General features: G+C 45.4%; 23 protein-coding genes. 19 read left to right on the top strand and 4 right to left on the bottom strand.

Annotation, left to right across the window (positions count from 1 at the left end):
* The first annotated feature begins 3 nt into the window (after nucleotides 1-3).
* The 11 genes from BUQ89_RS12615 to BUQ89_RS12565 all read left to right on the top strand — a co-directional run bounded on the left by BUQ89_RS12615 (nucleotide 4) and on the right by BUQ89_RS12565 (nucleotide 10508).
* Complete coding sequence (locus BUQ89_RS12615) at nucleotides 4-1236, top strand: RNA-guided endonuclease InsQ/TnpB family protein (RefSeq protein ID WP_074202626.1); 1233 nt, start codon at nucleotides 4-6, stop codon at nucleotides 1234-1236.
* Nucleotides 1237-1970: 734 nt separating this feature from the next.
* Nucleotides 1971-3008 (top strand): DUF475 domain-containing protein, encoded by a 1038-nt coding sequence (locus BUQ89_RS12610; RefSeq protein ID WP_028461935.1) that lies wholly within the window; start codon nucleotides 1971-1973, stop codon nucleotides 3006-3008.
* Between the two features lie 722 nt (nucleotides 3009-3730).
* The gene (locus BUQ89_RS12605) at nucleotides 3731-4183 is read left to right on the top strand and encodes a tellurite resistance TerB family protein (RefSeq protein WP_028461934.1); all 453 of its coding nucleotides are present in this window, start codon (nucleotides 3731-3733) and stop codon (nucleotides 4181-4183) included.
* Nucleotides 4184-4189: 6 nt separating this feature from the next.
* Nucleotides 4190-4792, top strand: a complete 603-nt coding sequence (locus BUQ89_RS12600) for an HAD family hydrolase (RefSeq protein WP_028461933.1) — start codon at nucleotides 4190-4192, stop codon at nucleotides 4790-4792.
* Between the two features lie 16 nt (nucleotides 4793-4808).
* Entirely contained in the window at nucleotides 4809-5384 is a 576-nt protein-coding gene (locus BUQ89_RS12595; protein ID WP_028461932.1) for a TerD family protein, read from the top strand.
* 30 nt (nucleotides 5385-5414) lie between these two features.
* Entirely contained in the window at nucleotides 5415-5993 is a 579-nt protein-coding gene (locus BUQ89_RS12590) for a TerD family protein (RefSeq protein WP_028461931.1), read from the top strand.
* A 16-nt stretch (nucleotides 5994-6009) separates the two neighbouring features.
* Nucleotides 6010-7083, top strand: coding sequence for a phosphoribosyltransferase domain-containing protein (locus BUQ89_RS12585; protein WP_036573396.1), 1074 nt, complete (start codon nucleotides 6010-6012; stop codon nucleotides 7081-7083).
* Nucleotide 7084: 1 nt separating this feature from the next.
* Nucleotides 7085-7837, top strand: coding sequence for an HAD family hydrolase (locus BUQ89_RS12580; protein ID WP_051537634.1), 753 nt, complete (start codon nucleotides 7085-7087; stop codon nucleotides 7835-7837).
* Complete coding sequence (locus tag BUQ89_RS12575; RefSeq protein WP_028461928.1) at nucleotides 7830-8933, top strand: cysteine protease StiP family protein; 1104 nt, start codon at nucleotides 7830-7832, stop codon at nucleotides 8931-8933. Before BUQ89_RS12580 ends, BUQ89_RS12575 begins: the two co-directional genes overlap by 8 nt.
* Nucleotides 8934-8946: 13 nt before the next feature.
* The gene (locus BUQ89_RS12570; RefSeq protein WP_051537633.1) at nucleotides 8947-9831 is read left to right on the top strand and encodes an HpcH/HpaI aldolase/citrate lyase family protein; all 885 of its coding nucleotides are present in this window, start codon (nucleotides 8947-8949) and stop codon (nucleotides 9829-9831) included.
* 71 nt (nucleotides 9832-9902) lie between these two features.
* On the top strand, nucleotides 9903-10508 hold the full coding sequence (locus tag BUQ89_RS12565; protein ID WP_028461927.1) for a TerD family protein: 606 nt from the start codon (nucleotides 9903-9905) through the stop codon (nucleotides 10506-10508).
* A gap of 142 nt (nucleotides 10509-10650) precedes the next feature.
* Here the strand turns inward: BUQ89_RS12565 and BUQ89_RS12560 are convergent, their stop codons facing one another.
* A complete protein-coding gene (locus tag BUQ89_RS12560; RefSeq protein ID WP_028461926.1) occupies nucleotides 10651-11811 on the bottom strand; it encodes a TerD family protein in 1161 nt (386 codons plus the stop codon).
* Between the two features lie 325 nt (nucleotides 11812-12136).
* Between BUQ89_RS12560 and BUQ89_RS12555 the strand changes: the two genes are divergently transcribed.
* From BUQ89_RS12555 to BUQ89_RS12520, 8 genes are all read left to right on the top strand, one after another.
* The gene (locus BUQ89_RS12555; protein ID WP_028461925.1) at nucleotides 12137-13996 is read left to right on the top strand and encodes a DEAD/DEAH box helicase; all 1860 of its coding nucleotides are present in this window, start codon (nucleotides 12137-12139) and stop codon (nucleotides 13994-13996) included.
* 111 nt (nucleotides 13997-14107) lie between these two features.
* A complete protein-coding gene (locus BUQ89_RS14465; RefSeq protein WP_425434873.1) occupies nucleotides 14108-14293 on the top strand; it encodes a helix-turn-helix domain-containing protein in 186 nt (61 codons plus the stop codon).
* A 438-nt stretch (nucleotides 14294-14731) separates the two neighbouring features.
* Nucleotides 14732-15859: a hypothetical protein gene (locus BUQ89_RS12545; protein WP_028461923.1), complete on the top strand. Its 1128-nt coding sequence runs from the start codon at nucleotides 14732-14734 to the stop codon at nucleotides 15857-15859.
* Nucleotides 15856-16308, top strand: a complete 453-nt coding sequence (locus tag BUQ89_RS12540) for a three component ABC system middle component (RefSeq protein ID WP_028461922.1) — start codon at nucleotides 15856-15858, stop codon at nucleotides 16306-16308. The genes BUQ89_RS12545 and BUQ89_RS12540 overlap by 4 nt, the downstream gene beginning before the upstream one ends.
* The gene (locus BUQ89_RS12535; protein ID WP_028461921.1) at nucleotides 16305-18338 is read left to right on the top strand and encodes a DUF3732 domain-containing protein; all 2034 of its coding nucleotides are present in this window, start codon (nucleotides 16305-16307) and stop codon (nucleotides 18336-18338) included. The genes BUQ89_RS12540 and BUQ89_RS12535 overlap by 4 nt, the downstream gene beginning before the upstream one ends.
* Entirely contained in the window at nucleotides 18319-18558 is a 240-nt protein-coding gene (locus BUQ89_RS12530) for a hypothetical protein (RefSeq protein ID WP_028461920.1), read from the top strand. Before BUQ89_RS12535 ends, BUQ89_RS12530 begins: the two co-directional genes overlap by 20 nt.
* The gene (locus BUQ89_RS12525; protein WP_083399542.1) at nucleotides 18530-18841 is read left to right on the top strand and encodes a YgjP-like metallopeptidase domain-containing protein; all 312 of its coding nucleotides are present in this window, start codon (nucleotides 18530-18532) and stop codon (nucleotides 18839-18841) included. Before BUQ89_RS12530 ends, BUQ89_RS12525 begins: the two co-directional genes overlap by 29 nt.
* A 425-nt stretch (nucleotides 18842-19266) precedes the next feature.
* Entirely contained in the window at nucleotides 19267-19971 is a 705-nt protein-coding gene (locus BUQ89_RS12520) for a M48 family metallopeptidase (protein ID WP_218146751.1), read from the top strand.
* Between the two features lie 202 nt (nucleotides 19972-20173).
* On the opposite strand, the gene BUQ89_RS12515 is transcribed toward BUQ89_RS12520, so the two are convergent.
* The 3 genes from BUQ89_RS12515 to BUQ89_RS12505 form a co-directional block, all read right to left on the bottom strand.
* Nucleotides 20174-21040, bottom strand: a complete 867-nt coding sequence (locus tag BUQ89_RS12515; RefSeq protein ID WP_028461919.1) for a YicC/YloC family endoribonuclease — start codon at nucleotides 21038-21040, stop codon at nucleotides 20174-20176.
* Nucleotides 21041-21388: 348 nt separating this feature from the next.
* A complete protein-coding gene (locus BUQ89_RS12510; protein ID WP_028461918.1) occupies nucleotides 21389-22999 on the bottom strand; it encodes a peptide chain release factor 3 in 1611 nt (536 codons plus the stop codon).
* Nucleotides 22989-25073: an ABC transporter ATP-binding protein gene (locus BUQ89_RS12505; protein WP_028461917.1), complete on the bottom strand. Its 2085-nt coding sequence runs from the start codon at nucleotides 25071-25073 to the stop codon at nucleotides 22989-22991. The genes BUQ89_RS12510 and BUQ89_RS12505 overlap by 11 nt, the downstream gene beginning before the upstream one ends.
* Between the last annotated feature and the right edge of the window lie 144 nt (nucleotides 25074-25217).

Genomic DNA, 25217 nt, shown 5'->3' with positions numbered 1-25217 from the left:
ACCATGAAGCAGATTATACGCAAAGCCTTTAAATCTCGACTCAATCCAAATTCTGACCAAGTACAGAAGATGGTTGAGTTTGCAGGTGCTAATCGGTTTGTTTGGAATAAAGCCTTAGCAATGAATCTGTTCAGATTAGAGCAGAAACAGCCATTGCTTTGGTACAACGAGTTGTCATTTTGGCTAAAGCTATGGAAATCCTCAGAAGATTATGGATTTCTAAAAACCGTTCATTCTCAACCGTTGCAACAAGCCTTAAAAAACTTAGAAAAAGCGTTCAAAGACGGTTTTGATAAAAAACAGCCTTTAAAACGGATTCCAAAATTCAAGAAAAAAGGTTTGAGTGACAGCTTTCGTTATCCACAAGGATTTAAGCTGGAGCAAGAGTCTAGCAAAGTGTTCTTGCCTAAAATCGGTTGGGTGAAATATCGTAATTCACGCCAAGTCATTGGTGACGTTAAAAATATGACGATTTCCCGTAAAGGCAGTTATTGGTACGTGTCGATTCAGACTGAGTACGAGACCGAGCTAAAGCGTCATAGCTCAACCAGTATGATTGGTGTTGATATGGGCGTTACCCGCTTTGCAACCTTGTCAGACGGCTCATACGTAGAACCTTTAAACAGTTTCAGAAAGTTATCAAAGAAACTGGCTTTTGAACAGCGTAAGCTGTCTAAAAGAGTCCGTTTCTCTGCTAACTGGAAAAAGCAGAAACAAATCATTACCCGACTGCATGAGCGTATTGCCAATGCTCGTTTAGACTTCTTACACAAAACCTCAACCGAAATCAGCAAAAATCACGCAATGGTCGTAGTTGAGAATTTAAAGATAGGAAACATGTCTAAGAGTGCCAAGGGCAGTGTTGAAAAGCATGGTAAAAACGTCAAAGCGAAATCGGGTCTAAACAAATCCATTCTTGACCAAGGATGGGGAATGTTCGTTTCGTTCTTGGAGTATAAACAGGCTTGTTCAGGCGGGGATGTATTGAAGGTAAACCCTCAATACACCTCTCAAACCTGCCCTAGATGTCAACATGTTAGTCGTGACAATCGCAAAAGCCAAAGTGCTTTTGAATGTACAGAATGTGGATTTAAAGCCAATGCCGACTTGGTAGGTGCCTTGAATGTACTTGAGCGAGGACATCGCTTGTTAGCCTGTGGAGTTGAAACGTTAGTTTCGTCTAAGAAGCAGGAACCAGTAGGCAGTAGCAATACAAACCTACTCTTAACGGCTTAATAAGTCGCTAGGAATCCCCTTCGTTTAGGAAGGGGAGGATGTCAATTCTAAAAAAGACCGAGATGCGTTGCGCTGATTGTTGATTATCCGTGTGCTATAAAGGATTAATCGGAATCAAGTAAATGAGTTATCCCCATCGTATCAGAGGCATTTTCGGAGCGCAGCGGTGCTGTAAGCGGGATCGCTTCTGCTACAGATATGGGATTGAGGAAGAGCGAAAAGGTGGTTTACGGTATTAAAAAAAGGATGGCCACATTATAAATGAAGGGTGCCTTGAAATTGACCATATCGATAATACTTTAAGCAACTTGTCTTAGTTGAAAATGACACGCAAAGTATATGTCAATCGATGACAGCATTTATTTGTTAAGGCATGGTTCGGCTTTAAAAGCGATCAATGTAGGCCTGTATGGGACTGTCTCGTAATAGAATTTCCCAAAATTTTAGTTGTAATAATCAATAAGTTGAATAGTAAAAAATGGATAGATCCTATATTACGAGACAGTCCCTGTATGTAAAGATAACCAAAATGGACCCATTTGGTTTAATAATACGCCGCAAGCGTGTCAGCTATTGCCGGTTGAAGGAGTCGGCTGGCAACATCCCACTCGCAGGGTTGGAAAAAGCGTATTATCATTTCAATGGCAATGCCTCGGGTATCACAACTTGACTCAAACCGCAGCGCTTCTGGGAAGCTTGGTGTGGTTTATGCTTTCTAATTAAACGGAGAAATAATGTATCATTTTCGCTATTCAATCATGGTCACCATTCTTTGCCTGGGGCTTGCTTCATGGTGGGGCTATAGCCAGGGGGGGGTCAGTGGGATCTGGCCAGCCCTGAGTATTGCTATTATCTTAGGTATCATGGAGGTGAGTTTATCTTTCGATAACGCAGTGGTGAATGCATCTGTTCTAAAAGAAATGGATGCTAAATGGCGACAACTTTTCCTAACGGTGGGAATTTTGATTGCTGTTTTTGGAATGCGTCTTGTTTTTCCCATTGTCATTGTGGCTGTGGCAACGGGTCAGGGTATGATTGAAGTTTCCCGAATGGCGATCAATCAGCCGGATGTTTACTCTGATCACTTGTATTCCAGTCATACTGCTATTGCTGCTTTTGGCGGCACCTTCTTATTCATGGTGTTTCTGAGTTTTTTGTTTGATGAAGGTAAAGAATTGCACTGGTTAGGTGTTATCGAAGAAAAGCTGGGTCAGCTGGGGAAAATAGAATCAATCGAAATCATTATTGCGCTTCTGGTTCTTTGGGGCTTGCAGCATTATCTGCCATTAACACCGGATGATAAGATGACCTTGCTGCTCTCAGGCCTGGGGGGGCTGATCCTTTATGTACTTGTTGACAGCCTTAGCAGCTTTTTTGAAACGAAGGAAGAAGGCGAAGCAATTGCAGAAACGGTAAAACGCAATGGTTTGATGGGATTTATTTATCTGGAAATCCTGGATGCTTCCTTCTCTTTCGATGGTGTAATTGGCGCATTTGCAATCACTAGAGATGTGGTCATCATTATGCTTGGCTTGGCTATTGGTGCGATGTTTATCCGCTCTATGACGGTCTATTTGGTTAACGAGGGAACGCTGGATGAATATGTTTATCTGGAGCACGGTGCGCACTACGCCATCGGCATATTGGCGCTCATCATGTTCTACTCCATTCATGCGCCAGTGCCTGAACTCTTCACCGGCCTTGTCGGTGTTGGCTTTATCGTTGCTGCCGTTATTTCTTCGCTCATCTACAAGAAGAAACATCTGCAATGATTAGGTGGTCTAATGGGGAAGCGCTTTATCAACGTCTAGATAACCTACATCTGCTGTAAACGATGATTAATATAAAGGACTTCTCAGGTTGCTAGAGCTATATGCGACGCTAAATATCGCCTGCTTTGATCAGCTGTTACGCTTTAGTCTAAAATAAGGCGAATGAGGCAGGCGAGACAAGATTCTCAAATTGCGGTGCCTGAGAGGGGAAAAACAGAATAATGGGAGATATGCAAGACCGAAATAATATATCCAGCGTATTTGATTTGTAATATATATTGGGAAATCGCAAAGGTGTTCATTCTGCCTGCCAACCGATGCTTATTGCGATACAGAATCCGCCTGATGTTTTTTTAATCCGTACGCAATCCAGGTATTTGTTATAACTATGGGTATTCCTAGTGATAGCTTAGTATAGTGTCTTTCTGTAAACGATTCTGGGTACGGTAATCGGATCTATTCAGAAAAATATTTTATTCAACTATGGAGGCACGGCAAAAGAATCTGAACAAGTGAATGAAATCGAATAACAACGGTCGCTTTCATCAAGATAAAGATGTGATGAGTGTGTTCTGTCGGGAGTATGACTGGATGAGAACGAGTTTAGGCAGAGAAACGTCTGACTTAAGCCCATGCGGGAAATATTTCGAGAAAAATGGGTAATTGTCAGACCGTGTCTGAGCTACTACAATTTATACAAATAAATCTGAGGAGAATCTTATATGTTGTCAAATTTTTTACAACAAGCGCGTAGCAAACTGAGTGAATTAAAGAATGATGCCCTCAAGTACAAATCGAAAGAGTTTTTAAATGCGGCATTAGGTGGCAGTGCGCTGGTTATTCTGGCTGATGGGAAAATTGATCCACAAGAAAAAGTAAAGATGATGGCATTTATTGAAAATCATGAAGCATTATCTATTTATGATACTTCTGAAGTGGTCAAAACATGGAAAGATTATATCGATACGCTGGAAATGGATGCCGATATCGGGGGTGCTAAGGCAATGGCCGCGCTGGGTAAAATTAAAGGAAAAGATGATCAGGCCCGTTTAGTGCTACGTATGGTCTGTGCAATTGGCGCTGCGGATGGTGATTTTGATGCTGATGAGCGCAGAGTCGCGGCGAAAATTGCTTTAGAGCTTGGTTTGGATCCAGCCGAATTTGATTTGAAATGATTGGAGATGAAGCTTGCACTGTTTGATTTTGATGAAACACTGATCCGGGAAAATTCCTTGAGTTATTTATTTAAAGAGACGTCTAACTTACGTTTTTTATTCCCGGCAGCGTTGTCACTGGCTTTAGATTTTGACACCTATCGTCATGGAATCAAACGAGCGATCAAACGGCGTTTGTATAAACGCTGTCTTGCTGGTGTGACGGAGAGCGATATCTATCAGGCGGGTAAAAATGTGGCCCATAAGCTACATCCATTAACTGAGGTTGCAGATAAACTGCATCAACTTGCCGCACAAAATCACACGGTCTGGGTCGTGACTGCGACACCCACCCTGTTTGTTCAAGGAGTGGTTGAGCAATGGGGCTGGCCTGTGGCTAAAGTAATCGGCACTGAATTGCATCTGCGTGATCAGGTCTATACCGGTGAATTTTCTGAAGAATGTCTGGCGCAAGAAAAGGTCAGGCGTATTCAAGCAATGCTGAGTCGCGACAATCTGAAATCGACCATAGAAGTTGCTTACGGCAATTTGCCTGTCGATCAGCCGATGATGTCACTGGCGAATAAAAGCTATGCAGTTGTTGGTAGAAAAATTATTACATTTCATTAAATTAGGAGAAGGATTCATGGCTGTAAACCTCAGTAAAGGCGGGCGCATTAATCTTGAAAAAGAAGCTCCTGGTTTGCAAAGCGTGTTGCTGGGTCTGGGATGGGACGTAAAAAAAACTGATGGCATTGATTTTGATTTGGATGCTTCTGTCTTGATGCTGGACGCAAACGACAAGGCGATCGGTGAAGGTGGCTTCATTTTTTACAATAGCCCGACCAGCACATGCGGTTCTGTTATTCACCAGGGTGATAATCGTTCGGGTGCGGGCGATGGCGATGATGAAACGATTACTGTTGAATTCTCAAAGATACCTGAGAATGTGATGAAAATGATGATCGCTGTTACTATTCATGATGCTGATTCGCGTAATCAGAATTTCGGTCAGGTAGACAATGCATTTATTCGTGTTGCTAATCATAAGAGTAACGAAGATATTGCACGTTATGACCTGACCGAAGACTATTCCACTGAGACGTCACTCATTTTTGGCGAATTATATCGTAAAGATGGGGAATGGCGCTTCGCGGCGAAGGGTGATGGGTTTGCAGGTGGGTTAAGCGCCTATCTTGCAATATTTGGTATTGAATCATAATAAATTTTTTTATAACATAAGGAGTGAATCATGGGCGTATCTTTACAGAAAGGCGGTAATGTTAGTTTAGAAAAAGCAGCACCCGGTATGACAAAAATCCGCGTGGGTTTGGGTTGGGATGAACGGGCAACGGATGGTTCCGAATTTGATCTGGATGCCAGTATTTTTCTGCTGAATGAGGCGGGAAAAGTCCGCAGCGACAGCGACTTCATTTTTTATAACAACCTTGCATCGCAATGTGGTTCTGTTGTTCATCAAGGTGATAATAGAACCGGTGAAGGTGATGGTGACGATGAGTCGGTAAAAATTGATCTGACAAAAGTACCTGCTGATGTCAGCAAGATCTCGGCAACGGTTACGATTCATGATGCACAGGCACGGAATCAGAATTTTGGTCAGGTCACGAATGCATTTATTCGTATCATCAATGACGAATCAAATGAAGAAGTCGCTCGTTACGACCTGTCTGAGGATTATTCTATTGAAACCGCGATGATCTTTGGTGAACTTTATCGTCATAACGGTGAATGGAAATTCAAGGCAGTGGGGCAGGGTTTTGAAGGCGGCCTGAGTGCACTGGCGGCTGGTTTTGGTATTAATATGGGTTGATTTAAATTAACCTCGTATGATTAAACACATTCAGGCAGGCTCTCTGGCCATTGACTGTTCTTTTGGCGCAGCCCGCCTGGATGAGTTGATTGATTTTGCCAGTCGAGAAAACCAAAAGCGTGGATTTCTATTTGTCAGCAAGGTGCTGGGTAAGCATATTCCCGTTAAGCCTTCTGTGATGCGTGGTATTTATAACGAGCTTGCAGAACAATGTGCCATTAACCGCAATACATTGGTTATCGGGATGGCAGAAACAGCGACCGGTTTAGGTGCTGGCGTCGCGGACAGCCTTGCAAGAAACAATCCTGACTTGAACGTGTTTTATCAACATACGACACGTCACCATCTTGCGTGTCCTGTCTGGTTTACGCTGAATGAAAGACATTCACACGCGGTTGATCATATTGTGTATCGGCCCAATGATGCCATTTATGCCGATATCCAGGCCTGTGACAGGCTAGTGCTCGTGGATGATGAAATGACAACAGGCAGCACTTTGTTACAGCTTGCTGAAGGTGTACTTGCACGTGTGCCTGCAATCAAAGAGCTGATTATTGTGACATTAGTGAGTTGGTTAAAAAAAGATCGCGTGGCGGCATTTGAAGCGCTGGCTATTCCGGTCAGGTTTGTACAACTCATGAAGGGCGAATTTTCATTTACTGCGAATCCGGCCTTTTCTGCCGTTCTGCCGGAAAATATCGATGATGGTCTATGCTATGCATCATCCCGTGATGATTTAGGCCGCACTGGTTTAAAAATGCCCTATGAATTAACCGCTGCTGATGGTCGTCTTGAACTTGAAGCCAGAGCCACAGCTGCCGTTGTTGTAGGTACCGGTGAGCATTTATATCAACCGTTTTTATTAGCGGAGCAGCTGGAAAAGACGGCCGATGTATTGTTTCAATCCACGACCCGCTCTCCCATTCTAAAAGGGGATGCCATCAAAACCAGGACTCGTTTTACCGTGACCGACGGTAAGTATAATTTTATCTATAATCAGCCGGAGATGCGGCAGCAGTTTATTTTATGCGAAAGTGAAAGTTTATCCCGTCAAAGTGGCCTGCTGAATGGGCAACAACAAGAGATATAGTGTGCCGGATATTTTGAATCAGCGTTCCCGTGGTCATATTTTTATTTTTACAGATCTGGACGATACGCTGATACAAACGCAACACAAGGTGCCTGCTAATGCGCGGACCGAGCTGGGCGCAACAGATCGCCTGGGACAACCGCTTTCTTATTTTACCCAGTCGCAGAAATTGATGCTGGATATGTTCGCTAATATCGGTGCTCAGATTATTCCTGTGACCGGACGAAATACGGAAGCCCTGAATCGTGTGGAATACGACTTCCAGGGATTGCGGGTGGTGTCCCACGGTGCGGTGATATTAACTCGCGATAATCGTATTTGTCAGGACTGGTTAAGTGAAATTGCTCCGTTATTACAGGATTGGCCTGATTTACTAACTCGTTGTAATGCTGAAGTGAATGACATTATCAAGACCCAGAAGCTGGATGCCCGCTCGCGCGTCATTATTGATCAGGATATTCCTGCTTATATATCGATTAAGGGTGAGACGGCTGATTTAGCGCAGATCCGGCAGCTTAATACGTTGGATTCGCAATTCGCCTGCCATGAAAATGGTCGTAATATCGCCCTGTTAGCACCGTATGCCAGTAAGAAGAAAGCGGTTGAATTCATAAAGAAACAGCTTGAATTAAGCGTGAATGATCTGGTTATCGGCATTGGTGATAGCTTGTCGGATCTTGCATTTATGAGTAGTTGCCAGTTTTCGATGTTGCCGAGCAACAGCCAGATTGCAAGAGAATTGATTCATGCCTGAGGCGCAGGCAGTCGCTGCTCCCAGAACAGCGCTGTTGGGCAGCTATGCGGCAAGAGATTGCCTATTCCTGCTTAAGCCGATCGTCGCTCAATACCAGAGCATCGCTCATAAAGAACAATTGATTCAGTCGGGCCAGATGCATTACTCGGAAGTCGTGCATCAGGAAACCGCGCCTACTGCAGCGTACAGTCAGCTTTTTCTGCAAATGACCGCGCAGTATAAAACGCGTCTGGCGAACGAGATCATGCGCCTCGCGCAACTGATTGCTGAGCAGCGCACTGGACGGATCACGCTGCTTTCATTGGCAAGGGCGGGCACTCCGATGGGTGTATTATTGCAGCGCGCCTTAACCCATTTCCTGAAACGCCAATCCACGCATTATTCAATTTCGATTATTCGTGATCGTGGTCTCGATAATAATGCGCTTGATTATGTGTTAGCACAGGGTCATGCGCCTGAGAGCATTGTTTTTGTCGACGGCTGGACCGCAAAAGGTGTCATCACGCGAGAGTTGCATCAAGCGGTATCTGCGTACAATAAATCCAGGGGAGTGGCGGTGCCATCTGCATTATTTGTGGTCTCCGATATCGGTGGCACTGCCGATGTACAGGCAACCTTTGATGATTACACCATTCCCAGCGCATTAATGAATTCAACCGTATCGGGTCTGGTTTCACGTTCAATATTGAATGCGCAGGTGGGGCCCGCAGACTTTCATGGTTGTGTTCAATATACTCATCTGCATCAATATGATCGCTCTAATTGGTTCGTAGATGAGGTCTTTCAAGCGATGCGGCCAGGCATCATGTCTGAAATGAGCCATGAATCCAAGGCAACAAGGCAGGCCATGACTCAATCCTTTATCACGCACATTCAGGCGGAATATGCAGTATCTGATATCAACCGTATCAAGCCCGGCATCGCGGAGGCTACGCGCGTATTATTGCGTCGCATACCCGATCAGGTGCTTATTCGTCAGAAAGGGCATACGGATACCCGACATCTGGAGCGTCTGGCATTTGAAAAATCCGTGGCTGTAAAAGAATTTCCGGGCATGCCTTTTGGTGCATGCGCATTAATTAAGGATGTACTTTAAGAAGGATAGAGCAATGCGAGAACCTGTGAGTTATTTTGATTTGGGTGCGACGCTGTACACCCCTTGCACAAATGACAAGCTATCAACGGTGTTGAAGGCCAGCCCGGCAATGGCGCGTTCTATGGTGTTATGCCTTGAAGATGCGGTAAAAGAAAATGAGCTTGCGTTGGCCCTGACTAACCTGAAAAATGCATTGAAAACATTTTCTCCCAACAGTGGGGTTAAGCGTTTTATCCGACCGAGAAATCCACTTGTGCTGGCTGAAATTCTAGACTATCAGAATATCGATAAGATCGATGGATTTGTATTGCCCAAATTTGATTTGAATACCATCAACCTATACAAGCGAGTGATTGAGGAGCAGGGGAAAGCAGATTTCTCTTATATGCCGATACTGGAAACCGCGCAGGTTTTTGATAACAGTGCTATGGTGCGATTACGTACCTTGCTCAAACTATGGGGCAATAAGATATCCTGCTTGCGCATTGGTGGTAATGACCTGATGAATCTGCTGGGCATTAAGCGGATGAAAGGGATAACTGCCTACGAAACGCCCCTGCGCAGTATTATTGATCAACTGGTTATTCAGTTTAGACCCGAAGGATTTGAGCTTTCTGCACCGGTGTTTGATATCACCGAAGACCTGGAAACTTTGAAACGCGAAGTCACCATGGATCTGGCTTATGGCTTTTTTGCAAAAACAGCCATTCATCCCACTCAGGTTACGGTGATAGAAAATGCTTTTGCGCAGTTTTCGGCGGGTCATCAGGCGCAAGCCGAAAAAGTGCTGGATGAGGATGCATCGGCTGTCTTTACATTCAATGGACAAATGATGGAACGGACCTGCCATCAGCGCTGGGCAACAAGAACTCGACAATTTGCAATACGCTACAGTTAGCGAAAGATCCGCTTCATCAGTGTTTGGTAAATATCACCAACCAATTATTATTTTTTTAAAGGAGTGTAACCATGGCAATATCATTGCAAAAAGGACAACGGATTAATCTGGAGAAAGATGGTGGCGGCGAACTGTCACAGATGTGTGTAGGTGTTAACTGGGGAGCAATTGAAGGAAAAGGGCTCTTTGGTGGAAAAAAGAAAGAAGCAGTGGATCTGGATGCCAGCTGCGTCACGTTTGATGCTAATAAACAAGCCCTTGAAATCGTTTATTTTGGTCAATTACGTGGCCAGGGTATTCATCATTCCGGTGATGATCGAACAGGTGATATGGATGGTGATGACGGCCTGGATAATGAAGTGATTATGGTCAACCTGAATGAGGTTTCACCTGCCGTCGAGCAGATTATATTTGTATTGAATTCCTTTCAGGGGCACGACTTTAAAACGATTCCCTTTGCTTCTATCCGTCTGTATGAAGGGACCCCTTCACGTGTTGATAACATACACGCGAAATTTGATATCGCAAACGACCCGCAATTTGCCGGTTCTGTCTCAATGGTGTTGGGTAAGTTGTATAAAAATAATGGCAAGTGGAAATTTACGGCTATTGGAGAGACAACCCGAGACAGAGAGCTTAAGAACACAATACAGACGGTTCAAACGCAATTCCTGTAACTGTTTCTGCATAGCAAAAAACTACCGGATAACAATGCGTCCGGTAGTCCGTGTTTTGTCAACTAGCGTCTGCTCTGGTTACCTCAGGCCAGATCATAGTTTCAGATGTGTATTCTGATTGGGATACGTTTTTGAGCGGGCATTAATCTTTGCTGCCCTGAGTCCAGCGAAACCCCCAATTGAAAGCCTGATCCATTTCTCGATGACCATCGAAGTAGCGATTGACGCGCACCACGTCGATGGCGTTATTTTGGTTAAGGAGGCGCGCGATTGCGCACATGCGTGCGTTGCTGTCGCCTTCAGTCAAACGGGTCTCAATCGGTGCCTGATCGGGAATATAGAGTGAGACCACGCCATCGGTACCGTCCCAGTTTGGGGCACCTTGATAGATGAAAGCGAATATCAGCACTTCTTCAATTTCTTTCCAACAAGCGCCGTTAATATCCAGCCATTCTCCATCGGTTACGGCACCAGTGCGATCATCGCCTTGTAATCTCACATAGGGGAAAGCATCAAACTGGCCAAAGTTCTCACCCAGTGCTTGAATGACGTATTTCCTGCCGTCTTTAGCGCGGACAAATGCCCCTAGATCGAGATCAATACCTTTAGATCCGCCAAACAGATTGCCGAACATACCCTTATCTTCTTTTCCTTGCTGCCAATTCAGGTTAATTCTAATTTTTCCAAAATTAGTTTGCTTGGCCAAACTGATGCGTGGTTTTTCCTTGGTCAGGGATACTTTGCTCAGATTAATTGATTTTGTTGGAATCGGTATTTTGGGCGGAGTCGGGGCGGGGGCCGGCTGGTCGTCATCGACTTCCACGCCAAAGTGTTCAGCCAGTGGCTTGAGGCCCCCATTAAAACCTTGCGAGATGAAACGAAACTTCCATTCACTATTACGACGATACAATTCACCGAGAATCAAGGCTGCTTCCGTTCGCCCTGTCAGATCGACCACGCCTTTGACCAGAACGGTACCTGCCCGCTCGACCTGAATAGATAACGAGCCCAATGTGGCAACCGTTTTGCCCGCATCGCAAACAGTCGTAAATGCCACCTTATGAATATCCTGGGGCAGGGCTGGTAAATCAATATTAAACAGGCTGTCGCCATCCCCTTCCGTCAGTATCACCAGGCCACCTTTACTTTGTTTTTGGCCGTAGAACACCATATCATTGTCGCCTGATACCTTGTCGTTGGTATAAAGAAGAAAAGCGCTGATATCGGATGCGCCCGCCGATTGAATCCTGACGGTTAACGGGGATGTGGCAACCGGTGCATTACCTCCAGCAATTAAGTCCATTTGTCCATTACCTTATCAATAGTTTTAAATATGTGGCCCGCTTTACGTATTCTAATGACAGTGAATGCGTATCCGGGTTCGTGATGTGTGTCTCTATCTAATTCATATACATTACACAACTTTGTTTTTAACCCAGATATTCATCATGGGTCAAGGAATAAGGAATAAGGCTCTGCTTGCCGATAATAGTGTGCGGCAGCTGGTGGCGGGTGACGCCACAAACAGGATAATATTGAGTAGAATTCCGAATTTATTGACATGAATCTGGTCGCTGGTGATTAGATGACTTTTGTTCTCATTGTAACTATTTGAAAGATAATTATATATGGCTATCATTCTACCCTCGCTTCATTCCAAAAATCTGAAATTGACTCCGGGGGAGAGGCGTTTTGGTACCAGCCTGCTACGTAATCTGGAAGATGATTATCATTGCTGGGTTGATGTGCCAGTGGGGCCCCGGCAACGCCGTCCTGATTTCATCATTCTGCATCCCGGTCGGGGTATTCTGGTGTTGGAAGTAAAGGATTGGAAGCTGCCAACGATTCACCGCATGGATCGATTGACGGCTGAAATAGAAACGGGTCAGGGTGTCAAGACAGTAGTCAATCCGTTAGAGCAGGCGCGTGCTTATGCCATCGAGATCAAGGAACTGCTCGAACGTGATCCACTGCTGGTACAACAGGAACAGGGCCGTTATCACGGACATTTGCTATTACCCTGGGGCTTCGGTGTGGTGTTTGCCAATATCACCCGCAAGCAGTTTCAGGCAGCGGAACTGGATCAGGCCATTGCGGGCGACAAAGTGATTTGTCAAGATGAAATGAGCGAGACTGTAGCGGTTGACGCGTTTCAGGAACGCCTCTGGAATATGTTCACTTACAGTTTTGGCGGCATTCTTTCATTAGCGCGGATTGATCGGGTACGCTGGCATCTGTTTCCTGAAGTACGCATTCAGCAGGGTCATTTGTTTGATACCGTTGAGCATGAAGCCGATGCGCAGCAAATAATTACACAGGTATTGCCTGACATGATTAAAGTCATGGACAAAGAGCAGGAGAAACTGACGCGTAACCTGGGCCATGGGCATCGTATCATTCATGGTGTTGCCGGCTCCGGCAAGACATTGATTCTGGCGCATCGGGCGTTATATCTGGACAAGCTGGGCCTTGCTAAACCGGTCTTGATGCTTTGCTACAATAAGACATTGGCGGCCAGACTTAAACAATTATTGATTGAGCGGAACGCGGGAAATCAGGTGCAGGTGCGCCATTTTCACGGTTGGTGCAAGGAAATGTGTACGCTTTATCAGCTGGATCTATCGGATGCACCTGGTCAGGAAATCTGGGAACGGCAGGTTGCTGCGGTCATTGCCGGTTGTGAAAAAGGTCGGGTGCCTCGTGCGCAGTATGCAGCAGTCCTCATTGATGAAGGTCATGATTTCAAGCCGGAATGGTTTAGATTGCTGGTACAGATGATCGATCCGGAAACGAATGCGCTTTTGCTGATGTACGATGACGCGCAGAATATTTATGGCGGTAGCCAACGACGCACTTTCAACTGGTCCGGTGTGGGTATCAATGCAAGAGGGCGCAGTACGATTCTGAGAGTAAATTACCGAAATACGGTGGAAGTCCTCGATTTCGCTTACCAGTTCGCCGCTGCTTATCTCGACCAGAACGAGAGTAATGAAGAAACCCCGTTGGTGCATCCTGAATTTGGCGGTAGAAAGGGCGCAAGACCAGAAGTGCAGCGTCTGAATAATAGTGCAGAGGAACTGAATTATATCGCTGCCTGGCTAAAAAATCGCTCAGAAGCGGGGGTTCCTTTAAATCAGATGGCGGTATTGTGCCGCTTTAATGCGCAGATAACCCGAATCAGCCGGGAGCTGGCCAGCAAAGGATTAGCCGTAGAGTGTGCGCAGGGCGATGGTGTTTTCAACCCCACCAAAAATACGATTAAGATGTTGACGATGCATTCGAGCAAAGGATTGGAATTCAGCAGTGTTGTCATCCCTGATCTGGGCTGCATGCCCTATGCAAAAGCGACGCATGAAGCAGAAGCGCGTTTACTTTATGTCGCGCTTACGCGCTCAACGGAAAATATGCTAGTGACTTACCATAAGGAGAGCTTATTTACGCAGCACTGCGAAAGACTGCAACATACGCCTTCTCAGCCAGTACAATAGTTGTGTGCAGTTAAAACAGATTAGCCAGGATTCAGAGTGACGCTCACGACGTTATCTGAGCCAGCCGTGAATTGATGTTGACTGCTGACCGCCTATGCCCTGACTGGCTGTATGACATCGAAGTTGTGCCCGCGGAGGCACCTGTCTCGGCTAATGGGCGAGCACAAAATGCGCATAAGCGACGTCATCCGTGAAACCGGCCTGAGCCGCAACACCGTCAATCCTGATGTACAAAGAAACCGCGCAAAAGGTGGATTTAGAAGCGCTAACTCTGTACGCTGTTTGATTGCGAGTTAGGCGACTTACTCGAACGCATTCCAAAATAAAATAACGATAAGAAATGTCATGAAATTCAACGAAGATTCTCGTGTAAAAATCCCTGCCATCCTCCATTTGATAAGACTGGGTTACAACTATCTGTCACTCAAGGCCCAAACTTGGGATTTGGATACTAATTTTTTGTTGAACGACTATGGCGTACAGTCTAATCCGAACACGAATATACTCGGGAATTCAGCAATCTAAAGAAGGTAAGGAAAAGTTTAAATGTTTGGTTCAACTGGTGCAATCAGGAACGTTTTCATCAAAATCTTGGTGATTTAACACGAGATGAAGCTTACCGTCAGAAATATGCAATTTCCCCAAGCTGCCTGAGTTTGATTGACCAGCCATGTTAGAGCTTAATTTATCTTCAGATTGTCTAGTTAAAGGGGGCCACTTCACTGGGGAGGGAGTATGAGTGGTGGCCAAACCAAGAACGCAGCATTAACCACAGCCCTGGCATTCCACTATCAGATGCTAATTGGCTTGGATAAGTGCTTTTCGCTAGACGAAGGCCAAGCGGTTTACTTTGAAAAGGATGGCGACGTTAGTTTGCTAGGCGAGAATGCGGAGCAATCATCCCAAACCGAAGTGAAAGATTACGCTAGTCCTTTAACTGATCACCACGAAAACCTGTGGAAGACACTTAAAAACTGGCTATCTCCTGAGTTTGAGCATGGTCAGTACGGTGTCTTGGTGCTGCACACCACACAGGCCTTCGGCGCGAAAACCCGCTTAAAAAATTGGAATACGCAAACAGCTGATCAGCGCTTGGAAGTGCTGAATGATATTTATAGAGAACGTATTGAAGGACAACTTAACGCGGAAAAGCCATCGGGGATCATCAAACTGCAAAAAGCAGTAATGGCGGCTAAATTGCCATTACTTATGAATGTGTTAGAAAAGGTAACTTTGTTTACCGAAGCTGATGATGCACAAACACTGGAAAAACACATTCTTGCTAGGCTTGCTGGTATTCCAAAAAGTAACTTACGGAGCTACTTAGGTGGTCTTATCGGTTTTGTATATGCTCAAGCAGGCCAATTATCTTGGAGTATCAATTGCAAAGACTTTTATGCGAAATGTGAAGAATTGACCTCGCAACTGTGCAAAAAGGAGTTCACTTTTCCACCGTTTACTGGTTATGAAGCCTCCGAGCTGGAAGTTGAATCGCATCAAGACAAATTGTTTGTGCAGAAAATAACTGAAATTGCGCATCACGATATGATAGCTGATGCAGTAGGCAATTGGATAGAACTGCAGAACTCACTGCTTGAACAGTTGGATGAGTACCCTCTTTATGCTGATAAAACTAAGTCCTATCAAGATAAATTGGTTAAAAGGTTCAAGCTCGCTTACTCCAGCGCTCAACTTGAAGTGGTAGACTCGTTGAAAAGTTCAAAGCTACTTTACAACAATACCATAGCCGAGCAACCGCTTAATTTGAGCAATGACACACCTCCAATCGAATATAAAAATGGCCTAATCCATGACGCTATGGACGATGAAGAGCGGAACTTAAAATGGAGGATGGAGCCATGAGCAGTATTGTCGATGCCCTTTATGAACTGAAGTACAATCCATTTAAATATGGTGAATATATCGCCTCGTTTTACTCTGCTATTAGTGATGTGGATAATAATTTATTACTCGCGCAACTGGTAATACCACTTTGCAGTCATCCGGTATTTGCTTGTAAGCTGAGTAACGCAAATATCAAAAGTTCAATATGGTCAATTTTTGGTGACCGAACCAAGCTCTACGACCTACAAGAGCGAATTGATGAGTTTCAAAACCTAACTGAGCAATCTATTCAATACTGCTTGGTGAATGATTGGTTGTCTGTAGAAGAAGACAGCTTAGCCCTTAGCTTTAGTGCCAACCCTGAAATTCCTTTGGCAATACAAAAAAATGCAGAAAAATTGGGGCGGATATTTAGTGGTCACTCGGTGGTCGAAATTTATGAGCATTTAGGAGTGAAACCGCGATGAAAACACTGATTCATGAAATTGGCGTTATTGATAGATTGGGTAAGAAGCACCCGGTAGCATTTAAAAAAGGACTGAATGTTGTTACCGGTAAGTCGTCTACCGGTAAAAGTGCGTTGATTGAGATCTTTGACTATTGCTTCGGTAGTAGTGAAAACACCATTCCCAAAGGTGTTATTACGGCTAGTGCAGAAATTTATTACGTTGCGCTTGCCGTTAATGAGCAAGATATGGTGATTGCCCGAAACCCTGACCCGAGTAGTGGAGCCTTTCTCCGTCAAGTAGACGTGTTTAATTCGGACGATATTCAACGAGATTACTTTGAAAGGAATTACTTCAAGCCACTGAACAAGTTTAAAAAACATCTTCGTAAGTTTTTCTTAGATATTGACAATGTAGATGAGTCATTAGCGGCAAGAGCCAACCGAAAATCTAACCGCAAATCTGCTACGCCTTCTATTCGTAGTTTTACATCTTTTATCCTTCAACATCAGAATCTTGTTGCGAACAAGCACGCGCTTTTTTACCGATTTGATGAAAAGGAAAAACGGGATCAAGCCATTGCCCATACAAAGATCTTTTTAGGTTTGGTTGATCAAGAATATTTTCATCTTTCGCAAGAACATGAGCGGTTGACCGGTGAAGTTAATCGTTTGAAACGCCAACAAGAAACAAGTAAGCAAGCATCTGAGACTTACAAAGAGAGAGTCGGACCAGTGTTGAGCCAACTCTATGCAATGATGGGGTTTAAGGAAGAGCCGTTATCTCTGTTAGCGGTGCTGCGGGATCTTCAAGATGCTAAAGACCAGCTCGACAAGATTATTGTACCGGAAAAGATTAACCATCATTCGGATGCGGTAACGCAAAGGTATAGCCAGCTGAAGAAAACGCGTACGTTTAAAACGTCGGAGCTGAGAAAGCTACAACGCCAAGCAGCATCTATAACCAAACACATCGATGAAGAAGTGCGCTTTGTTGACAATGTGCGCCAATTTGAGTCACCTGAGAATGTGCATATTTCTGCAACGGTATGCCCTTTTTGTCATACGGAAAAAGAAAGCTTACGGGAGAGCGCCGAAAAATTAAAGCGGGCCATCATCAAAGTGTCGGGGAATCTTGCCCAAGCTCGCCCGATGAAAGCGGAGTTTGAGTCGCTCTTGGTTGATGTAAAGCGCAATATTGGAACATTTAATAAAGAGATCACGGATTTAAATCAGCAAATTATCGAAATAGAGAAAACAGAAAAGCAGTTAGCTGAACAAAAGAGTCTGTATGAAAGCATACTGATGGAAAAGGCTAAACTATTTATGCTGCTAGACACCCTGAATTTGGCCGATGACGTTGAGCTTGAGAAGAAAATTGAAGCTTTGGGAAAGCAGCTGAAGGTCATGAACAAAAAGCTAAAGAGGGAGTACGGTCATGTTCAAAATAAGTTAAAAAAAGCGGCGGAGAAGGTTAACGAGTATATGGCTGAGATCGGTAACCATTTTGAGTTCGAAGACAGTTACAAACCGATCAATCTTCACTTTTCCTTTGAAACGTTTGATCTCTACCATTTAACACCAGAGCCTGCATCAGAGAAAATATATTTAAGATCTATGGGGAGTGGTGCAAACTGGCTTTATAGTCACGTTACTCTATTTTTAGCCTTGCATAAGTACTTTGCTGAATTGGGCGACAAATGCTCGATCCCTTCAATTATATTCTTTGACCAACCTACGCAAGTATATTTTCCGAATTTCAAACGAGATAACGCTGAGACGTTTGACGAACAAAAGGTTCAAGAAGCTGAACAGCGCAAGGATTTAGAAGGCGAGCGAGCTGTTGATGAAGATATTAAGGCAGTAGGAAACTTATTTAGCCAACTATCTATTTATTGCAACGAGATCGAGCAGCGAAACAGCTTTTGCCCACAGATTATCGTGACGGATCATGCTGATGACCTAACCTTGACAAATGGAGTTTCGTTTGAGTCATTGGTAAATGGAAATAGATGGCGTACGCGAGGGTTAATTGAACCTGTACCAAAATGAAGTACTGGTCACCGAAATCGATAACGCGATTCGTTATACCAAGAAAGCGGATTGGGTAGGCGACTATTTCAAAGAGCGTGAAATTGCCAATGCTGTGCGTGAAAAAACTGTCGGTTACGAAGTGAATATCGAGCGCGTTATGGCGCTTGCCAAAGCTCAGAAGGACTATCAATGGGTTGGAGTAGGTATTAATGGCCTTGCTACAGATTGGCATGATTGAGATTCAATTGGATCGCAAACCGATTAAAAATTTGTACATTAAGGTGCTGCCGCCCGATGGTCGGGTGTGTGTTTCTGCTCCCAGAATGATGACGGATACGGCCATTCGTATGGCAGTGATCAGCCGCATTCCGTGGATCAAAAAACAACAAAATAATCTTGCCAGACAACCACGGCAATCTGATCGAGAAATGATTAGTGGTGAATGTCATTATCTATGGGGTAAGCAATACCGATTAAACGTGATTGAGCGAAGCGGTCGCCACGAGGTAAAAATAGAATAATGGGGTCAGGTCGATAATGAAGAAAGTGTATGTGTAATATGAACCATGACAAGATCACTCTGTTTAGAATTTCCGAATGCGCTTTACACGTCATATCGCGTGAAGATCGACACAAAAACATTTTTGAAGATGATGAGACGACTGATTGCGGTTCTTAGAAACCCTTGGAACGGTTGTGTCTGATTATAACTGGCTGTGTCATGGCTACTGTTTGATGGGCAGCCATTATCATCTCATCATTGAAACGCTTGACGACAATTATTGCAGCCTACAAAACAGGTGCATACAGCCAACGGGAAATCGGAGAGTAGTATCAATTACCCAACGACAATTGGGGCTATTCTTCGTAGGAGCAAGAATTCTTGATTCTGGACCTGACACCTTTTTTAGTTGGAAGGATTATCAATGAGTTGGAGTAGGCATTAATGGCCTTGCTACAGATTGGCATGATTGAGATGCAATTGGATCGTAAGCCGATTAAAAATCTGTACATTAAGGTGCTGCCGCCCGATGGTCGGGTGTGTGTTTCTGCTCCCAGAATGATGACGGATACGGCCATTCGCATGGCGGTGATCAGCCGCATTCCGTGGATCAAAAAACAACAAAATAATCTTGCCAGACAACCACGGCAATCTGATCGAGAAATGGTTAGTGGTGAATGTCATTATCTATGGGGTAAACAATACCGATTAAACGTGATTGAGCGAGGCGGGCGCCACGAGGTAAAAATAGAGCGAGAAGAAATAAATTTGTACGTGAATCCCGGTACATTGGTCGAAAACAAAGCGCTGGTTTTGACCGAATATTATCGTGTGGATTTAAAAACCCGTATCGAGATGTCTATCAGCCATTGGCAGGATAAGATTGGGGTCACTGCGAATGGGTGGGGTGTTAAAAAAATGAAAACCAGATGGGGAAGCTGCAATATCGGGGCGAAGCGTATCTGGTTGAATCTTGAGTTGGTAAAAAAACCACCCGAATGTCTGGAGTATGTTCTGGTGCATGAACTGGTCCATCTTCTAGAGCGCAGGCATAACAAGCGATTTAAGGCGTATATGGATAAATACTTGCCTGATTGGCGAGAGCGGCGGGAACGGCTGAACCGAATGCCGCTTGCCGCTGGCCTATGATGAGTGGGTGTACTGATCTGTATTGGTTCAGAGGCCGAGTCTGAGATCTGGCTTAAAAAAAGCGGAGGCTACCGGTTCTGATAGTGGTGTACTGTTTTATTAAAATCAGAAGGCGGTGGCTCCATGATTTGTGCTAATGAGGGAGCGCCTTAACTATCTATACTTAAAGTCTTTTCTGTAAGTGTTTGAACAGATCAAAAGATTATTCGATGTTTTGTACCTGTTCGCGCATTTGTTCAACCAGTACTTTGATCTCCATTGAAATTTTCGAAACTTCGATATCAACCGATTTTGATCCGATGGTATTTGCTTCGCGGTTAAGCTCCTGCATTAGAAAATCCAGTCGTTTACCGACGGCCCCTCCTTGAGACAGAATACGTTCTACTTCATCCAGATGTGCCTGTAAGCGGGATAGTTCTTCATCGATATCAATTTTTCCAGAGAAAAGGGAAATTTCCTGACGAATACGGTCATCTTCATGGTTGACCATGGCTTCTTGTAATCTGAATTTGAGCCGTTGTTGAAATGCCACCAGTAAGGCGGGAATCAGCGGGGATGCGGTTGCCAGCAGCTGACGTATCTGGTTGACGCGTTCTAGTAATATTGCTTTCAGCTTCTCACCCTCGCGTGCCCGTGTGGCCTTGAATTCATCCAGAGCGGTGCAGAGTAAGGTCATGGCAGTTTTACCTAAGTCCTGGGTGGGTGGTGTGCTGTTTTTTAATATGCCGGGCCAGTGCAGCACATCAATGACACTTAAGTTTCGCGCTTCGGGCAGTGCTGATTTGATGGTGTGATTGAGTACGCCTAATTTCTCTAATAACTCGGTATTCAGTTGTTGCGGGTATTCTGTGCTTGAAAGCAGAGAGAAGCTTAAGCGGCAATCAATTTTTCCGCGATTCAATTGGGTTGTCAACAGCTCACGCATGGCGGGTTCCAGCATGCGAAGCTCGTCAGGAACACGAAACTGAATATCCAGGTAGCGATTATTGACCGATCGTAATTCCAGGCTAAACGATCCGTAAGGTAGCTCATTGGTTATTGCGGCATAGCCCGTCATGCTGTAAATCATGGTTTGTTTATCCGTATTGAATTAGTTGCAAAAAGGCGCTTCTTTGGCGGCCAGATATGCATTGGTATGAATTCCTGAAAACGTGAGCGGCCACGTGACAGCCGCCTGCATGGAATTAAGATGCATTGTTTACCGTTATAGTTCATTGTTAGAAAATGGGGTATTTTTCTGTTGAACTATTTCGGGAATAGATGAAACCGAATGCCATTATGAGCTATTAAGTGATCTTTATTGTGCGAATATTTGCGATTGATTCTTACGTCATAGGGATGCTGTCCGAAATCCACTGAGAATATGCTGTCAGAACAGCTACGACCGCGTGACTGATATCGATGTCAGTTGGATTGCTTAGGCAGTCATGTGTGTTTGGAACACGAGTCCGGCATGTTCCCGTAACTTATGGAATTGTATTCGTTTCCAGTTTTCTTCCGCGACGCTTAATTCAGCCCCGAACGAGGCCAGAAAGGTCGGCGCATCCACGGCATCATAGGCAATCCGATGCGCATTGGCCTCGATAAAGCGTTGCAGTTCGCGCGGGTCATCGGATGTGACCCAGCGGGCCAACTGGTATTTCGCAGGGGCAATGCGGGCAGGCACACCGTATTCATGTTTGAGTCGATGTGTGACAACTTCAAATTGCAAGGCGCCCACTGCTCCCAATAATAACGTATTGCCAATATGTGGTCTGAAAACCTGAATGGCACCTTCTTCACCTAATTGGGTCAATCCCAGTTTGAGTTGTTTGCTGCGCAGTGGATCCGCAATTTCAACCGTTTGAAATATTTCCGGTGCAAAGAAAGGCAGGCCGGTAAATTGCAGGGCTTCACCTTCGGTCAGGGTATCTCCCAACTGGAGGGTGCCATGATTGGGAATGCCGATAATATCGCCGGGATAGGCGGTTTCGAGTATTTCCCGTCGTTGGGAAAGAAAGGAAACGACCGTGCTGGTGCGCACATCCTTGCCGCTGCGAACAACTCTCAGGCTCATGCCACGTTTAAATTGCCCTGAGCAGATGCGCGCAAAGGCGATACGATCCCGGTGAGCGGGATTCATGTTGGCTTGAATTTTGAATACCACACCAGAAAATTTCGTTTCGTTTGGGCGTACTTCGCGCTGCATGGCTTGACGTGAATCGGGTGAGGGTGCCAGATCAACCAGTGCATCGAGGATCTCGCGTACACCAAAGTTATTAATGGCTGAGCCAAAGAAAACAGGTGTCTGCTGACCTGCAAGGAAGGCTTCGCGGTCAAATTCAGGTGAGGCGCCCTTGATCAGATCAATTTCTTGTTGTGCATAAGCGAGGTTTTCCCCAAAACGAGCCTGAATAGCGGGATCATCCAGCTGGGTAATCACTTCATCATCAGTGCCTGCACGATCTGCGCCGGGTTGAAATACCCGCATGCAGGCCTGTTGCAAGTCATATACCCCATGAAAATGGCGACCCATGCCCACCGGCCAGGTAAATGGCGCGGTTGCCATACCCAGGGTACGCTCTATTTCGTCAATGAGATCGAGTGGATCACGCACCTCGCGATCCATTTTATTGATAAAAGTGAGAATCGGAGTGTTGCGTGCACGGCATACTTCAAGTAACCGCAAGGTCTGCGTTTCAACCCCATTGGCGGCATCAATGACCATGAGCGCGGCATCGACCGCAGTCAGTACCCGGTAGGTATCCTCGGAAAAGTCCTGGTGACCGGGTGTATCCAGTAAGTTGATCACACACCCCCGATATTCCATCTGCATGACCGAGCTGGCTACGGATATACCCCGTTGTTTTTCGATCTCCATCCAGTCAGAAGTGGCGTGACGGCTTGCTTTTCGTGCTTTAACACTGCCTGCGATGTGAATCGCACCAGCATACATGAGTAATTTTTCGGTCAGCGTTGTTTTGCCGGCATCCGGATGGGAAATAATGGCAAAAGTGCGGCGTCTTGCCACTTCGTTATTAATGGTCATGATTTAAAGAACCGGGTTCCTGTGGATAAAGATAACAATGTACTGCATGAGTTGCGCTGATGGTGCTGCTTTGCGGATAAATCTGGCGGCAAACCGGCATCACGTAAGGACAGCGGGGATGAAAGTGGCAACCAGTCGGCGGCGCTGCAGGTGATGGTAGTTCTCCTTTCAAATGTATAACGGCGCGTCTTGATTGCTGCTCGATCTGAGGAACGGCTGATAATAGTGCCTGAGTATAGGGATGCTTCGGGTGGCCTAATACTTCATTCATCTGTCCTCGCTCTACAATTCTGCCCAGGTACATCACAGCGACATCATCGGCGAGATATTCTACAACTGAGATATTATGCGTGATAAATAAATAGGCAAGCCCCAGATTTCTCTGCAACGACTGCAATAAATTCAAAATCTGCGCTTGTACTGAGACATCCAGCGCACTGGTTGGTTCATCGCAAATCAACAACTTGGGCTTAACTGCTAAAGCCCGCGCAATCGCAATACGCTGGCGCTGACCACCCGAAAACTCATGTGGGTAGCGCCATTTCATTTCTGCTGATAGCCCTACTTGCAGTAATAGTGTATCAATTTCTTTTTCTCTTGGGAAAGGGAGTTTGGATTTTTTATAATAGGCCTGGTTATCGCCGCTGATATCCAGTGCGTCCATACCTTCCTGGATTATTTCTATAATCCGCAGCTTGGGGTTAAGAGAGGAATAGGGGTCCTGAAAGATAATCTGGAGATCTGCGCGTACCTGACGTAGCCGTCTACGCTCTAATCCGACCAGGTCGAGTCCGTTGTAGCGTACATGACCTGCGGTCGGTTTGATTAATTGCAGAATGCTCTTCCCGACGGTTGTCTTGCCGCATCCGGATTCACCCACTAATGCCAGTGTTTTTCCCGGTGCGACCGTGAGCGATACGCCATCAACGGCCATGACGTGTCCTGTAACACGTTTGAATAAGCCTTGATGGATGGGGAAGTGCACTTTGAGGTGAGTAACCTCAAGTAACTCAGTCGTATTGATTGGCGCCGCATGAAGGGAAATCGATTCAGCTGTCTCCTCATTTCTGACGGCTTCCGAAACCGGAGTAGCGATATCGGGTTCGGGTGTACCCTGAAAAAGATGGCATCGGACCTGATGATGCTCGGTTACGTCATACCATTGTGGTACGGATTGATGGCATAAATCCCATGCACGATTACAGCGATCTGCAAAGCGGCAGCCTGTGAATGATTGCGACAGTAACGGTACGCTGCCATCAATGACAGCGAGTCCCTGATCCCGTTTTTGTTTGCCGGGCAATGAAGCAAATAGTTGCTGTGAGTAAGGATGCGCCGGATTCTGGAAAAAATCTGCGCAGGGCGCGGTTTCGATGATTTCCCCTGCGTACATAACGGCGACCCGTTGTGCGGTTTCGGCAACGACGCCGAGATCGTGTGTAATCAGCAAAATCGCCATTTTATTGCGTTGCTGTAATTCACGCATCAGATCCAGTACCTGGGCCTGAATAGTGACATCCAGCGCGGTTGTGGGTTCGTCCGCGATGAGTAGTTCCGGCTCTCCGGCTAATGCCATGGCGATCATGACGCGCTGTTTCATTCCACCGGAAAATTGGAAGGGATATTCATGCATACGATGAGCGGCATCGGGAATTCCGACCTGGTTCAATATGGCCAGAATACGTGTCTGCGTCATTTTTCGGTTGAGTTTGAAGTGTCGTTGCAGTACTTCACCGATTTGTTCGGCGACCGTGAGAACCGGATTCAGGCTGAGCATGGGTTCCTGGAAGATCATGCTGATCCGCTTGCCACGCACATTACGCATGTCAGCTTCGGATAACTGCAGAATATCCAGGCCATTTACTTTAATACTACCGGCGACAATTTCGCCTGCATCGGGTAATAAGCGCATAATGGATCGTGCAGTCATGGATTTGCCACAACCGGATTCTCCCAGTAAGGCAAAGATTTCTCCCTTGGAGATGTGGAGTGTGAGCCCATCCACCGCCCATATGGGATCTGAACCCGTATAAAGCACCGTTTCGAGATTTTCAATTTGCAGTAGGGGGTTCATCAAAATCTCCGAGAAATCCCAACCCGCAGGTTGGAGAGGTGAGGAGACGGTTTGGGTTTGTTGCCTCGGTCGGTTTCTATATTACAGCGCATGATTGCATCGTGTGAAATGTGGATATTAAACGTGTTTTCAGGTTCTGGTTTT

It is taken from the genome of Nitrosomonas cryotolerans ATCC 49181, from assembly GCF_900143275.1.
Lineage (GTDB): Bacteria > Pseudomonadota > Gammaproteobacteria > Burkholderiales > Nitrosomonadaceae > Nitrosomonas > Nitrosomonas cryotolerans.
The sequence above is the reverse complement of the archived record's forward strand: the minus strand, read 5'-3'. Positions and strand labels throughout refer to the sequence as shown.

Bases quoted from the DNA above. Each gene is read 5' to 3' on its own strand.
- BUQ89_RS12560 (WP_028461926.1), bottom strand. From the start codon at position 11,811: ATGGACTTAATTGCTGGAGGTAATGCACCGGTTGCCACATCCCCGTTA.
- BUQ89_RS12520 (WP_218146751.1), top strand. From the start codon at position 19,267: ATGGCCTTGCTACAGATTGGCATGATTGAGATGCAATTGGATCGTAAG.
- BUQ89_RS12600 (WP_028461933.1), top strand. From the start codon at position 4,190: ATGAAGCTTGCACTGTTTGATTTTGATGAAACACTGATCCGGGAAAAT.
- BUQ89_RS12585 (WP_036573396.1), top strand. From the start codon at position 6,010: ATGATTAAACACATTCAGGCAGGCTCTCTGGCCATTGACTGTTCTTTT.
- BUQ89_RS12555 (WP_028461925.1), top strand. From the start codon at position 12,137: ATGGCTATCATTCTACCCTCGCTTCATTCCAAAAATCTGAAATTGACT.
- BUQ89_RS12605 (WP_028461934.1), top strand. From the start codon at position 3,731: ATGTTGTCAAATTTTTTACAACAAGCGCGTAGCAAACTGAGTGAATTA.
- BUQ89_RS12565 (WP_028461927.1), top strand. From the start codon at position 9,903: ATGGCAATATCATTGCAAAAAGGACAACGGATTAATCTGGAGAAAGAT.
- BUQ89_RS14465 (WP_425434873.1), top strand. From the start codon at position 14,108: ATGACATCGAAGTTGTGCCCGCGGAGGCACCTGTCTCGGCTAATGGGC.
- BUQ89_RS12545 (WP_028461923.1), top strand. From the start codon at position 14,732: ATGAGTGGTGGCCAAACCAAGAACGCAGCATTAACCACAGCCCTGGCA.
- BUQ89_RS12610 (WP_028461935.1), top strand. From the start codon at position 1,971: ATGTATCATTTTCGCTATTCAATCATGGTCACCATTCTTTGCCTGGGG.
- BUQ89_RS12570 (WP_051537633.1), top strand. From the start codon at position 8,947: ATGCGAGAACCTGTGAGTTATTTTGATTTGGGTGCGACGCTGTACACC.
- BUQ89_RS12590 (WP_028461931.1), top strand. From the start codon at position 5,415: ATGGGCGTATCTTTACAGAAAGGCGGTAATGTTAGTTTAGAAAAAGCA.
- BUQ89_RS12505 (WP_028461917.1), bottom strand. From the start codon at position 25,073: ATGAACCCCCTACTGCAAATTGAAAATCTCGAAACGGTGCTTTATACG.
- BUQ89_RS12515 (WP_028461919.1), bottom strand. From the start codon at position 21,040: ATGATTTACAGCATGACGGGCTATGCCGCAATAACCAATGAGCTACCT.
- BUQ89_RS12615 (WP_074202626.1), top strand. From the start codon at position 4: ATGAAGCAGATTATACGCAAAGCCTTTAAATCTCGACTCAATCCAAAT.
- BUQ89_RS12535 (WP_028461921.1), top strand. From the start codon at position 16,305: ATGAAAACACTGATTCATGAAATTGGCGTTATTGATAGATTGGGTAAG.
- BUQ89_RS12510 (WP_028461918.1), bottom strand. From the start codon at position 22,999: ATGACCATTAATAACGAAGTGGCAAGACGCCGCACTTTTGCCATTATT.
- BUQ89_RS12540 (WP_028461922.1), top strand. From the start codon at position 15,856: ATGAGCAGTATTGTCGATGCCCTTTATGAACTGAAGTACAATCCATTT.
- BUQ89_RS12595 (WP_028461932.1), top strand. From the start codon at position 4,809: ATGGCTGTAAACCTCAGTAAAGGCGGGCGCATTAATCTTGAAAAAGAA.
- BUQ89_RS12575 (WP_028461928.1), top strand. From the start codon at position 7,830: ATGCCTGAGGCGCAGGCAGTCGCTGCTCCCAGAACAGCGCTGTTGGGC.
- BUQ89_RS12525 (WP_083399542.1), top strand. From the start codon at position 18,530: ATGGCCTTGCTACAGATTGGCATGATTGAGATTCAATTGGATCGCAAA.